Origin of the sequence: Pantoea phytobeneficialis, from assembly GCF_009728735.1 — a bacterium.
GTDB lineage: Bacteria > Pseudomonadota > Gammaproteobacteria > Enterobacterales > Enterobacteriaceae > Pantoea > Pantoea phytobeneficialis.
This window is the reverse complement of the sequence record NZ_CP024638.1, coordinates 13,143-27,092: the sequence shown is the minus strand read 5'-3', so window position 1 is coordinate 27,092 and position 13,950 is coordinate 13,143. Positions and strand designations below refer to the sequence as shown.

The 13,950-nt window shown below is 49.8% G+C and carries 9 protein-coding genes; 5 read left to right on the top strand and 4 right to left on the bottom strand.

Annotated elements, in window-relative coordinates; all coding sequences use genetic code 11:
* Positions 1-5 precede the first annotated feature (5 nt).
* The 3 genes from CTZ24_RS23350 to CTZ24_RS23340 form a co-directional block, all read right to left on the bottom strand.
* Positions 6-1,187, bottom strand: coding sequence for an RHS repeat-associated core domain-containing protein (locus CTZ24_RS23350; RefSeq protein ID WP_208726815.1), 1,182 nt, complete (start codon positions 1,185-1,187; stop codon positions 6-8).
* An 86-nt stretch (positions 1,188-1,273) separates the two neighbouring features.
* On the bottom strand, positions 1,274-2,479 hold the full coding sequence (locus CTZ24_RS23345; protein WP_208726813.1) for an RHS repeat-associated core domain-containing protein: 1,206 nt from the start codon (positions 2,477-2,479) through the stop codon (positions 1,274-1,276).
* A gap of 82 nt (positions 2,480-2,561) precedes the next feature.
* On the bottom strand, positions 2,562-4,175 hold the full coding sequence (locus tag CTZ24_RS23340; RefSeq protein ID WP_208726811.1) for a dipeptide ABC transporter ATP-binding protein: 1,614 nt from the start codon (positions 4,173-4,175) through the stop codon (positions 2,562-2,564).
* 514 nt (positions 4,176-4,689) lie between these two features.
* Between CTZ24_RS23340 and CTZ24_RS23335 the strand changes: the two genes are divergently transcribed.
* The 4 genes from CTZ24_RS23335 to CTZ24_RS23320 all read left to right on the top strand — a co-directional run bounded on the left by CTZ24_RS23335 (position 4,690) and on the right by CTZ24_RS23320 (position 12,467).
* Positions 4,690-4,842, top strand: a complete 153-nt coding sequence (locus CTZ24_RS23335; protein WP_036627069.1) for a Hok/Gef family protein — start codon at positions 4,690-4,692, stop codon at positions 4,840-4,842.
* A 234-nt stretch (positions 4,843-5,076) separates the two neighbouring features.
* Positions 5,077-8,289 carry a hypothetical protein gene (locus CTZ24_RS23330; protein ID WP_208726809.1) on the top strand — a complete coding sequence of 1,071 codons (3,213 nt, stop codon included), beginning with the start codon at positions 5,077-5,079 and terminating at the stop codon, positions 8,287-8,289.
* Between the two features lie 234 nt (positions 8,290-8,523).
* Positions 8,524-10,455, top strand: a complete 1,932-nt coding sequence (locus tag CTZ24_RS23325; RefSeq protein WP_208726807.1) for a hypothetical protein — start codon at positions 8,524-8,526, stop codon at positions 10,453-10,455.
* Between the two features lie 83 nt (positions 10,456-10,538).
* Positions 10,539-12,467, top strand: coding sequence for a hypothetical protein (locus CTZ24_RS23320; RefSeq protein WP_208726806.1), 1,929 nt, complete (start codon positions 10,539-10,541; stop codon positions 12,465-12,467).
* A 193-nt stretch (positions 12,468-12,660) separates the two neighbouring features.
* On the opposite strand, the gene CTZ24_RS23315 is transcribed toward CTZ24_RS23320, so the two are convergent.
* Positions 12,661-12,873: a hypothetical protein gene (locus CTZ24_RS23315; RefSeq protein WP_208726804.1), complete on the bottom strand. Its 213-nt coding sequence runs from the start codon at positions 12,871-12,873 to the stop codon at positions 12,661-12,663.
* 131 nt (positions 12,874-13,004) lie between these two features.
* Between CTZ24_RS23315 and CTZ24_RS23310 the strand changes: the two genes are divergently transcribed.
* Positions 13,005-13,922 carry a LysR family transcriptional regulator gene (locus CTZ24_RS23310; protein ID WP_208726802.1) on the top strand — a complete coding sequence of 306 codons (918 nt, stop codon included), beginning with the start codon at positions 13,005-13,007 and terminating at the stop codon, positions 13,920-13,922.
* Positions 13,923-13,950: the final 28 nt, after the last annotated feature.

The following is a 13,950-nucleotide window of genomic DNA, read 5'->3' as shown; positions in this document are numbered from 1 at the left end:
CGCGCTTATTTCAATAACGAACTGTCCTGATGAACAATTAATTTGTGCGTCACCAGCTTATTTTCCATCGTAAATGAAGCTGGACAAAGGTCACAATGAAAACGCTTTTTATTATTATGAATTTTCGATCTGTGGCAAGCTAACGTTCCTGCATTTTTATATAGTTTATTGCACAGTCCGCAAATGTACGTCTTTTCAGGATCATGTGTTTTTATATGCACAGCCAGTTCAAAACTTCTCTTAAAAGCCCTTCTGCAATCATCGTTCTGACAAATGTAGGGTTTGTCTTCGCTATGTATGTGCATATGGCTGGTCATATCTCGCGCATGATAAAGGTTTATCCCACATTGGCTGCAAATAAGGGGCGTGTTGTTTTCCTGATTTTTATGTTTTGTATATAAGTATTGAGATTTAAAAACCTGGCTACAGGTTTGACACCGCTTTACGAACGCCTTTTGCGTCGGCGTCAGCGTGGGCACAGGATCGCATGAAGGACCGGGCTTTGGTGACTCTGGTGTCACCAAAGTCGCAACAGCCGCAGGCGGCGGTGGATGTAAACTGTCAGAGGTAAGATTGAGCACGGCTATGGGCGGCTGAACGCCATCCGGTACAGGCTGTTGAGGAAGATCTTTCGCTTTATTGATTCTTAGATCCAGTGGCTCCTCATTAGCCATCCTGCCATCCAGATCGCGCAGCGTAACGGGATTATTCCCCACCATGCAAAACAGGTTTAACCCGTCCACGGTGCCTGCCGGATCGCTGTTCAGCCAGCGCATTAGCCACGGCACATAATAGCGCCAGTTATAAAAAATCATCCCGGTGGCATCGCGTTCTTTACCTGCATAACGCCGAAACTTAAGCGCGGCACCGCTCTGCACGCCGGTTAGCCAACTCGCCGTGCCGCCAAATGGATACCAGGTTTCGCGGCTGACCAGCACACCCAGTTCATCCACCACGCTGCTCAGACTACCGAGCCTGTCGGCGAGGTTAAAATGCGTCATCTTCTGACTGCCCTCCAGCCAGATATGGCTGTTCCCTGCTTTAATCATCAGCAAATGCTGTTGTTCGCCGGTGCGCAGTTCTACGCCCGGCAGATAACGTACCTGTTGCTGATGGCTGGCGTGGTGGTACTTAGCCTGGCGTTCGCCGGGGGCCGCGTAACGATAAAACTCATGAGGTTGTGACATACATTTTCTCCGAGAGTGAAAGGCGAAAATGTACATCAGCGTGAATCTATAAAAATCTCAGCGATTTACATCAGTTGCGCAGAATATTAATGCCGCACTGAAGAACGGTGGCTTTTTTCATGCCTTTTATATTGCGTTAAAGTGTAACTCACCACATTACACCCGTTCTCATTGCAGGGATGTCGTTTTTCATTCATTCCATGAGTATATTTATTATGCGCCGATAAGGTCCTTGAGGTTTTAAATTTTTTCTCACATTTTGTGCAGTTAAATTCTCCAGCTTCATCATGAGTATGTTTATGGTGGCAAAGGTCACTCATGGAGAAAAATCGCCTGTCACATCCCTCCACTTCACAAATGTATGGCTTTTCACCAGCATGGACATTTATATGACTTTCATAGTGTTGTTTATCGGCAAATGTTTTCCCACAGCCGTCATGCTTACACTCAAATCCAATCTTATGCACCTGCAATAAATGTAAGTTACGTTTATTGTACGAACTAAAAGATTTCGGTGGAACGCACTTACGACACCAGGATTTATTCTTTGTCTTTGAGTCGGTTGATGTGCCGGGTTGCAGTGTCTCTGGTCGGTCCTCCGTTACCGGGGCCACAGGTGGCTGGGGGATGGGATCGGGGAGCGGGATGGCCTCGGCTTGCGGCGGCTGCGATATGGCGAGCATCCTCAGGTACCGCTTAATCGGTGGTAACGACCTGTCTCCAGGATTTGTCGCCCCCAGATCGCCTCCCATACTCACATCCAGCGGTTCATTCTCTCCCACCCTGCCATCCCGATCGCGCAGCGTAAGCGGATTATTACTCACCATGCAAAACAGGTTTAATCCGTCAATGGTGCCTGCTGGGTCGCAGTTCAGCCAGCGCATTTTCCACGGCACATAACAGCGCCAGCCGAAATATATCAGCCCGGTGGCATCACGTTCTTTACCTGCATAACGCTTAAATTTAAGCGCAGCGCCAGCCTGCACACCGGTTAACCAACTGGCAGTGCCACCGAACGGATACCAGATTTCGCGGCTGACCAGTATGCCCTCTTCATCCACTATGCCGCTCAGACTGGCGAGCCTGTCAGCCAGGTTAAAATGCACAATTTTCTCACCGTCAGCCTGATAGATATGGCTATTCCCGACAGCGATCACCCGCAGACGCTGTTGCGCGCCGCTGCGCAGCTCCACGCCAGGCAGGTAACGCACCTGCTGCCGGGTGCCGTGATGGTACTTAAGCTGGCGCTCGCCGGGAGCAGCGTAACGGTAAAATTCATGGGATTGTGACATACATTTTCTCCTGTATTAAAAAGGGAAAATCTATGTCACCGGCAATCTATAAAAACCCGTCACGGCGCGATAAATCACGCGGCTACGGACAAATGGCACGTTGCGTAAGCGCCTGTTGCACATTCGGCGCGGCAGCGAGAAGCTGTCGTGTGTACTCCTGCTGAGGTTGCTCCACCACCTGAGCGGTCGCGCCGGATTCCACAATCCTGCCGTGATACATCACAATGACACGATCGCACAATTGCTGAACCGCGCTGAGATCGTGGCTGATAAACAACACAGACAAGCCAAGTTTGTCACGCAACTCGCTGAACAACGCCAGAATTTGCCCGCGCACCGAGAGATCCAATGCGGCGACCGCCTCATCCGCCACCAGCAGTTTGGGTTCCATCGCCAACGCTCGGGCAATCGCAATTCGCTGACGCTGTCCACCCGAAAAGGCGCTGGGTAAGCGATCTGCATGTTCCGGTTTTAAACCCACCAGCGTCAGCAATTCGTTGACACGCGCGTTGATCGCCGCCCCCTGGCGTAACTGCCAGACACGTAACGGCTCGGCAATCTGTTCTCCGACGGCAATCTTCGGGTTCAGACTGGCGTAGGGATCCTGGAAGATGATCTGGCTGTGGCGACGCAGGCTATTCAACTGGCGACCTTTCAACGCTTTCCCTTCAAATAACACCTCACCGCTGTCGGCGGCGATCAGGCCGATCGCTGCACTGCCCAGGGTGGTTTTACCTGAGCCAGATTCACCAATCAGACCAACAATTTCTCCGGGCTGAATCTCCAGGTTGGTGGGATGCAGCACCGTCTGGCGCTTGCCCGGCATCAGCGGCAGGCGTCCCGGCGTTGAATAGCTTTTACAGATGTCGCGCAGTGTCAGCAACGGTGTCTGACGCTCACGCACCGGAGAAGTGGGGGGAAGAGGTGATAAAGAAGCATTGATCAGTTTTTGGGTATAGGGATGCGCAGGCGTCCCGAGGGTGCTGCGTACATCCCCCTGTTCAACCAACTTCCCTTGTTGCATCACGCATACCCGATGCGCATAACGCGCCACCACCGAGAGATCGTGGGTGATCAACAACATGCCCATCCCCATCTCCTGTTGCAACTCCTGCAACAATGACAGGATTTGTACCTGAATGGTGACATCCAGCGCGGTGGTCGGCTCATCAGCGATCAACACATCCGGTTGCCCGCTGATGGCGCTGGCAATCATCACACGCTGGCGCATGCCACCTGAAAGTTGGTGGATATACTGGCGCGCGCGTTGCGCCGGGTTGACGATACCGACGCGATCCAGCAATGCCACCGCTTCGTGCTGAGCCTGTTTCCAGCTGAATTGCCGATGACGTACCAGTACTTCGGCGATTTGCTCACCAATACGCAGCGTGGGGTTCATGCTGGTCATGGGTTCCTGAAACACCGTCGCAATATGGCAACCGCGTAATGTGGCCGTGCGCCTCGCATCCAGTTCCTCGCCCTGAAAACGGATGATACCCGAGGTTTGTTGCACGCCCGGCGGTAGCAAATTCATCAATGCCAGCGAGGTGAGTGTCTTACCGGAGCCTGACTCCCCCACCAGCGCCACAATTTCCCGCTGATCGAGATGGAACGAAACATCGTCCACCAGCAGACGTTGGTCTTCCGTTGCCAGATTGAGGTGTTCCACAGACAGGAGGCGCGTCGTTGCATTCATAAGGCTATCGGTCCGTAAAAGCGGAAAAATACAGGATATATCCTGAGAGAAAAGCTAACAAGAACGTTAGGTTATGACCCCAAAGTCAGGAATATAAGCGCGTGACAGAAAAACGGGATAAAAACGAGTAAATCGGCATTATTGTGAGGTTAATCACCGAATGGTGATGTAACAATCATTTCTGATGGTTTATACAGAGAAATTGCCCACAAATAACTTCTCTCGACAAAATAAATCATATTATTTTATATTTTCTCATCATATTGATTTAAATGATAAAAAATATAAGTTCTTGTAAAAAATCGTCGAAATTTCGCGCATTCTGTTAATTGCAGCTGTGACAGGGAATAAGTAGACTCGCGGCGGGTGCTTGAGACTTTCTGTCTTAAGCATTGCTTTCGCTGACGGCAGAAAGAGAAAAGCCCCAGGTTAATATCCATCAACCTGAGGCCCCCTTTATGCCAAGCAACATAAAGGTAGCCTCTTACCTGTCGAAAGACAAGGAGGAGTATCAATGAAACAGCAGACGGTGATCATTATCACCGCCCTTATCCTTGTGACGGCCACGGCTGTCTTGTTGGTCGTCCGGAAGGAACTCTGTGAGGTGCGATTCCGAACCGGCGTTATGGAGGTTGCTGTCTCACTGGCTTACGAATCCAGGAAGTAAGAGCAATCGCGGCGGGGTTCGCCCCGCCGTTCCGGTTGTTGCAAAGCACAGGCTCTCAGGCACCCTTCTTTCCGCATCATTCCTCTGGTGCCGCAATACCTTGACGGACGGGTACTGACCTATAATCCCCCGTGTTTTGCCCATACTGTGATAAAGACACAAAACCGCGAAACCCATCATCATACTAAGTTGTTAACTTAATATTGTTAGCAAAAACACGATAAAGGGACTTATATGTATCCAGCCAACGGCACGGTTAGCCTTCTTTCTCCAAATACCTTAGCACGGACAGATGATCGGATAGTCACCACACCGGGAACGTTCCAAATCGCAAACCTTAATATGGCTCAGGTCACACTCTCATCGTCTTTTGGTGGCACACAATCCATTGTCACGGCATTTCAACCCACCGCCGTTAACGTCCAATCTCCCGCGCATAACTTTGCGTTGGCTCACTCGTTAGCAGCCTCTGCGCAACCTCCTCAGTTGTCTGGCTCGATACTAAGAACGCAACATCTGGTTCTCCCCCGTACGGGTGCCCTTCTGGAACAGATTTTTACGGACACAACTGCGCCCCCAGCTCGCGGCGATATACCGAATGTCACTCGAACCCAACGGGATGTCATTGAAAATCGAATCAACAATGCCTGGTTGCCAACCCCTTCAAGACGGATAAGACGAACGGAACGCCCGGCAGTGGTGCTGACACCAGAGATGCAGGCAAAGAAAGATGCGGAAGATCAGATGGTCACCACCCTGGAGAACATCGCCAATGCCACTTTTTCGCATTTTCGTCCGTTTCAGGACAACCTACTGAAGCATGCCTTGAACAGGCTTGGTGCAAACATGTCTGGCCAGGCCCTCTCCGACGCTACAGTAGATGCATTTGCAACCGTGCTACAAAGGCAGGCGCCACACAGCACCCAGCAGGAACTCAAAGAATATATTCGGCAAGTGAAGCTGGGCGAGCTGATTGGCAGGGTTACCGATTCAGTGCCGCCAACCGCTGCTGAAACGCGCACATCAACCGCCGCTGTGCTGCCTACCACTACTCCCCCCATCAAACGCAAAGTACCCGGACACCATGATTCCCCGCCACAAATGGCTAAACTCTCTCGTCGTAAGGAAAGCATTGATGAGGAGCTGAAACAAAAAGACGGTGAACTCGAAGAGCAATGGGTGAATCGTTTGCGGGGTCTGGGCTGTTCTTATCAAGTCATCCAGGAAACCACCGGATACGCTTCCGACATGTTACGTTACACCGGGCGCTTCGCGAATGTCCCTGCTGAAGCGATGGCGATAAAGAATGCAATGCCTCCTGAGAACATGTTCGAATCTTACCGTACGTATGCACTGGAGCTTGATAAGCGTTTACGACACCTTAACCTTTCCAACCAACAAAAATGCGCAATTCTGGACCGGACTCAACGCACCCTACAAGACTGGGGAATTATCAAGATACTGCACAAAAGATCGCTTCTGGCAATAAACAGGACCGATGTGACCAAATGCAAAACGCCATTGGAAGAGGCGATGAAGTACAAGAGGAAAAACCCTTCCCTTAACCCGCGAGACCTGATCGCCCTGACCGGTATAACGCAGACGGAGTTGGCACAACATCCCCTGTTCTGGAAGTTGTCAGAGGAGGGTGTGAAGGCCTTTCAAAAAGAAACACGGCGACGCGAACATGGCCCCAATGGGGAGAAACCTGAAACAGAGAAAGAGTTCGCCATCCGCCTCTTCCAGACGTATAACCTCGATCCAACGATGCCGGATTTGACGCTTACTGATATCTCACTGATTAGCCGCGTGAGCTTATCCACCATCAGAGGCCGCTGGCAACTTAAAAAGCCCACCGCCGAAACCGAAGCACTAAAATTACTTTATCCGCAGGAGGGTCGGCATCCACTGGATTGGGCTTTGTACATACGTCAACAGGACTACAGCATAACCCTCGAACAATTAAGTACCATTACGCAGTTGGACACCTGGACAATCTCCTCAGAGATTGACTATCTCGAATGGACCCCTGAAGCCCGTGAGGCAGAAAAAAACGTCCCACGCGATAGTCGGGATGATTACCAGTACTCGCTGTATCTCCATTTAGTCCGTCCCAATCTCTCTGCCGCAGAAATTTCCCGAGTAACCGGTTACAGAGTGACTTCAATGCGCGCAGACAAAAATGACCGTGGCGATTTTGCTGCGTTGTTTGGCAATAAATTCGCGCCGAGGTTTACGAAAGCGGTCGCAAGACGCGCAAAAAAACGACGCGCGGCATCTGCCAGCAAAATCGCCAGCGCGGTGGGCAGTTCTGTCATCAACACCGCCGCGGCCACCAGAAGATCGACAACGATTGCGGTTAACAGACGTTTATCTGCTGCGCAAAGCCACGGAACTTCGCCCACAACACCAACCGCATTCGTGGCTGCTCCTGTTACATTCCGTATGGAGGAATGGTATGAACCAACAGGTTTTGAACAGCCATCGCTCGTCCCCGTTGGCTACGTTGGTTTTTCCCCACCGCCGGCGATGATCAACCCTCCCCCCCTCATACCCTTTGCCCAGCCGCAACCGGATACCCTATCGCCGCCGCCTGCGTTGGCAACACCTGACACCGAAGATGTGCCCATGACTTCGCCGCAGATTATTGTTCACGCTCCCGAACCCATGCAGCACCTCCAGATGCCATCGTCTGCCATATCACCGCTACCCGCATTGGTGACACCTTATCCCGAGGATATTCGCATGACGCCACCCTCCATACGTTCTTCCGCATCGCGCCGGGATGGCTGGCTTGATGATTTACCCTCACTCCACTCCGACCTCGCCCAACTCTATGTCGGAGCTGACCCGCTGGAGTTGCCACTGCTCGAGCCAGACTTATCGACCGAAGAAACACCCTGGTTTCCTTCGGACAACGATATCATCCTGCTGGCAGAGGGGACATTTCGCCAGCCAGGAGGTATTCATAAGCAACACGTTGAATGGGTACTCCGCATGCTGGTTGCCAGCGTTGAATTCCCAAAAGATGTGGTGCTTAACATTACTGACCGGCGATACGGCGTAGACAATAATATGCAACTGCGCAAACCGAACACGACTCCCACAGCTAATGACAAGGTGATTTCGCTGGTAGCAAACCAGGATATGCATATCGGGAATTTTACGGCCGCCTGGTGGGAACTGAACCGCCAGGATGGGCAATATAGTCACGTCCCTGCCAATAGTGACTCATTATTTATCAGCATCAGTCAGGGACTGGCGGAATATGGTCTTACAACATTTATGGTAGAAACGCTCCATCATATGGTTGCGGATGAATTAGCATGTAAGCCCAGAGTATGGTTGGCGAATATGGATATGGATCTCTTACGGCAGCATCTGGAAACCGTCAGAAAAAATTTATCCCGTGAAAAGTATATACAATTATTTGGGGAGTCGCCTTAATTCCCCCGGGCTTTGCTATTCCTTGTCAGCCGCAGCGCGATTTATCGCGCTGTTTTGCGCAGTCGTGATAACGTAGCAGCGCTACTGTGATAAAGCTGATTTCAGCGATAAATCACTCTAATATCAAGTTGACACGAAACGCTCAGAGGTAAAATTCCTTCCGAATAAAAGATCATATTTATCTCCACGACAACATCAGCGCCTCACATATCTACCATTAAAAAGGGATTCAATATGAAATCCAGGGTGTTTCACTCACCACTCTCTTCCGGCTTTATCTACAGCACCTTAGCGTTAGCTTCACTTACCTATGTTGGTGAAGCTCAAGCGGTAATAGAAGGCAATCTGCTTCCTTATAAAGAAAAATGGGAAATCACCACGTCTGATTATGAACGAATTTCCCGCCAATTTAGCACGCGCACAGGGGTTGATTATATTCTCAATCACTACAGTAAAGTTATTTATAAAGTCTCACGCAATTCACCAGTGCAAGAGATAACGGTTCCTGATGAGACAGGGTTCAAAAGAACCCTGAGAGCCGATAAAGCGACATTAGGTTACGATGATAGACTCTATCTGCCAAACTCGACCTATGCCCCTTATTCTCAGGGCGCTCCGGAACAGATGAAGTCGCTGGAGATTTTCCGCCTGACTCCAGCGGGAGATCAACTGGAGTTATTACACCAGTCCGACTGCCAGAATCCGGAATTAAGCGATTGCCAATTTACCGTTCCGTTGCTGGTGTCAGAGAAGAACAGCGCCATTTATAGTGTCAGAAGGGATGGGAATCACTCCTGGCTTATGCAAACCGCACTGGATGGCGGTAATAAAAGCTGGCCCGAAATCCGTTTTGATACTGTCGTGACCGGTCAGATCATCAGTGCAGATGACCACCAACTCTATCTGCAAAGCAATTCACATTTCTATATTGTTGATCTGGATAGCGGGAACATTACTACTCAGGGTGAGTTACCCCCCTCACTGGCAGAAAACCCGCCAGCAACACCCCTTTCTCTTAGGAGCGACAACGGGAGCACGGCATTTGGCGCGACGGGCAACCAATTATTCAGGCTGAATATTTTTAATGGCACATCCCCGTTTGAACTGGCATGGGTCAAAGAAATGGCCGAAATTCAGGACATCGCCCTGCCGCCAAATCGGGATGTAATTTATGCCTGGGATGCGAAAGGCGAATTACGCTGGGTAACCAAAACAGAAGGGAATACCTCAAAAAAACGCGACATGAATGACAACATCAGGAAAATGCAATTCGATCCTGTGAGCGGTTGGGCGTATGTGATGTATCGTAAACTGCCTGGTGCCCAACTGACCGTTTCACTGTTGTCACCCAGTGGGGCAATTCACGATGCTATATTCAGATTCAGTGCTGATTATGCCTCACTGATGGATTCAGATATTAATTTAAAAAATAATATTTTATCCATCGCTGTCGAAAGCAAAGTCTATTATTTCGATTTAAGCGGCATAATGGATTATACAGACAGTGGTAAGAATCTGACAGGGTATGGTCTACCTGGCACCACCACCAGGTTTAGCTGGGAAATTGGCGAAGATTGTAGCCTGTGGTGTCCACAAGAAACAGGCACCGTGACTATTGATAACGCCAATACGACCTTGCTGAATCAATATCACTGGCCATTGCTCCTGGCGGAAAATGTCAATAAAAATAGTGATCTTATTCGCATTGGGGAAATGGACGAGGACGGAATCATTCGACCGATAGCGAGCGAGTACCGCAATAAAATATGGATATTAGATTTCTATAAGCAATACCGATATATTCTGGCTAACAAGGTTACACCACAACCTGAAATAGTCTCCTCATGGAAACTGAATCCTCTCCAGCCCGGTATCACGGCGGAGCGTAATCTGGCGATCGGCAGCAAAATTGAACTTAGCGTGACCCTGCCCAACGGCAGCAAACGCCGGCTGCCTGACTTTACAGTTTCGCGCAGTAGCAAATACTTCTGGCCCGCCGATCTCGCCCGATTTATCAATCGCCAGGCGAGTCTACTTGATCTGCCCATCGCCGCAGGTGAAAGGCTGAGTGGCGATGCGCTGACATTTCCCTCCAGCCATTACCGCAATATGTTGTGGGTTCCTGCTAATGAGAGTTATACGCTGCAATATAGCATAAAACCGTAACCCTTATTTGATCCTGCTGACCGACTTTTCATCCGGATCAAATATTTCCTCGCAAGAACTATAAATAATGGACCTTACTTATTATGAAAACCCGGATTTCCCACGCATCAACAAGTTTGCTTTACCGCACATTATTGCTATCTTCTCTCACCCTTGCTTCGAACACATGGGCCTCCGTCACTGCTGAACCACCGCATTATAAAGACAAATGGGAGGTATTCACTTCTGACAAGGAACGAATCTCCAGAATTTTTATCACGCCACAAGGAACAAATTACATTCTTAATGAGGTCAGTGATAGCCTGTATAAAACTTCGCGTAACAATCCGGTAGAGAAAGTAACGCTGGCAAGCGCAGAAGGATATCGCAATCACATCCTGTCCCGTTCATCCACGTTAGGTTCCGATACCAATATGTATCTGGCAAACCAATACGGCAAGCAACCTTCGATTTCATCTCCAGATGGTACTTATGAGGAACTGGTGATTTATCGCCTCTCTCCACAGGGTGAACAACCGGAATTATTGTTAAGAACCGAATGCCAGAATAAGGCTATCACCCAATGCGGATTTACCACGCCTTTGCGCATATCTGAAAAAAATAACGCGGTATATGGCACCAGAAAGGATGGCAACCGTTCCTGGCTGACGCAAACGTCCCTTGATGGTAGTAGCAAAAACTGGCATGAAATCCGCTTTGACAGTATCGTGCTGGCTCAGGTGATCAGCAGTGATGAGCGCCAACTCTATCTGCAAAGCGACACGCATTTCTACGTGGTGGACTTAACCAGCGGTACCATTATCAGTGAGGATGTATTGCCGCCTGCGCTGGCAGATGGAACCTTGCAAAAAACGCTTACGCTCACCTCGGATGACGGTAAAACTGTCTTTGGTGTGGCGAAGAACAAACTATTCAAACTTAATCTGTTCAATAGTGTTTCTCCATTTGAGCTGGCATGGGTCAAAGAGATGAATGCGGCTCTGGATCTGGCCCTGCCACCTGGACGGGATATTTTCTATGCCTGGGATGAGAATGGCACCCTGAATTGGGTGACTAAATCTGAAGGTAAGACGATTAAACAGATTCGCCTGGATGCGGGTATTAAAAAAATCCTCTTTGATGCGGCCAGCGGCTGGGCATACGTACTGGACCAACCATTTTTGGCAAATGAGCTACGCGTATTTCTGTTGCCGCCCAACGGGGCGCTAAACCATGTACTGTTTTCCTTTCATCATGATTATAACCGGCTGGAAGATGCTGATATTTCCGTACAAGACCGCGTATTATCTATTGGGGTTGAGGGAAAAGTATTCCATTATGATCTCTCCTATATGATGGATTTTTCTGATACCGGGAAAACACTCTCTGGATACACTTTACCTGGGTCAACAACCACGTTTGGCTGGGGAACCGGAAAAGCCTGTGATCACTGCCCTCCTCGTGAGACAGGAGAAGTCACGATTGATAACGCCAATACCACCATGCTGAATCAATATCACTGGCCATTAGCCCTTGCGGAACATGTGAATAAAAACAGCGATTTGTTACGCATTGGCGAAAAAGATGAGAATGGCGTGATTCGCCCACTGGCAAGTGTATATCGTAATAAGATTTGGGTTTTTAACCGCTATAAAGACGAAGGCTTTAACCTGGAGCAACAGGTCACACCCCAGCCGGAGACCGTCTCTGCGTGGAAACTGAATGCAGCACAATCTGGTATTACCGCAGAGCGTGATTTGGCACCCGGAACCGAAATTGACGTGACGGTAACGCAACCGGATGGGAGCAAACGTCCATTGCCGGTGTTTAAAGTCACGCGGGGCAGCCAATATTTGTGGCCTGCCGATCTGGCGCGTTTTATCAATCAGCAGGCTAACCTGTTGAATCTGCCAATTGCTGCCGGTGAAAGGTTGCATGGTGATGAACTGAGCTTCCCTGTCAGCTATTACCGCAATATGCTATGGGTTCCGGCCAATGCAGATTATACCGTGCAATATCGCGTGAAGCCGTAGTGATCAGCCCTCTCCCTGACCTGTCGTCAGGGAGAGGAGTCGGAGATCAACCAGAGATTTTTATATCTGTTATCCCTTCGTCTTTAAGCACATCGGCAATTTGGTGCGCTTTTTATAACCACAACAGGAAATTTATTGGATGTGTAATGTGACTTTCGCTGAAAACAGATTAAGTCAGGAAAGCCGTATCAGCTTACTCCTCCTCGATTTTCACTTTATCCCCCGCCGCATCCTCAATGGCTTTTCTCAGCCTTTCAGCCGTCACATCATCTAACTGACCAATCTCGCCTGGCTCAGCGGCATGTTGCGCATCGAGTAATTCCCAACCTTCTGCCGCCATCACGGAAAGGATCGCTTTAGTTACCCCTGCTGGATTTGGACGGGCGCTAAATGTTACTTTTTTCATTTTACATACCCTTATCAGAGATTCTGGTTCACCCAGAATTTACCCAACGCCTGGCTGACAAAAACGTGAAGTGAGGCAAAGTGAACACCAGATTGCGACAAATGCTGAGCGCACAAGGACCAGGCTAAATCATGCGTGCCAATATGATCGAATTTATCCAGATCTTTACCCAGGTGGTGGAGCTGGGCAGCTTCACCAAAGCGGCCGATGTCCTGCAATTACACCGGCCTGCGGTGAGTAAAGCGATTCAGCAGTTGGAAGCTGAACTTGGGGTAAAGCTGTTACATCGTACCACCCGTAAACTCAACGTCACCGACGAAGGTGATGCGTTCTATCATCGCGCCAAACTGCTGCTGACCGATGTGGACGATATGATGTCCAGTTTCTCTGCCACTCAACCACCTCGTGGCCGACTCCGGCTGGATGTCCCGCTCGCGCTGGCCCACACGCTGCTCATCCCCCATCTGCCGAACTTCATCAACCGCTATCCTGAGATTGAGGTGGTACTGGGATCGTCAGACAAAAGGAGTGACTTGATCGCCGAAGGCGTCGATTGTGTGATTCGCCTTGGCGAACTACAGGATTCCAGTTTTATCGCCAGACGACTGGGTGAGATCAAGATGGTGACCTGTGCCGCACCGGCTTACCTGCAACAGCACGGAGATCCACACACGCTTGATGATCTGGCACAACATCAGGCGGTGAATTTCTTCAGCGAAAATAGCCGCGAAGTGATGGCGTGGAGATTTATCGTTGAGGGTGAAGAAGTCGCGTATCGCCCCACCAGCAACCTGTTGGTAGACAACTCGGATATTTTGCTGTCGTGCGCGCTGGCGGGGTTGGGAGTCATCCAGGCCAGTTGTATCGCGCTGGCTCCGCATATCGCATTAGGGGCGTTAAAGGTCGTACTGCCGCATTATCCTTGCGTTGCTAAACCGGTGTCGATTATGTACCCGGACAAACGCCATCTTGCCCCCAAAGTGCGCGTCTTTATCGACTGGTTCAGTGAACTGTTCATCCAACAACGCGGATTGTTACCAAACCAATAACACTGAAGTTCCCGAACAAACATTTTTG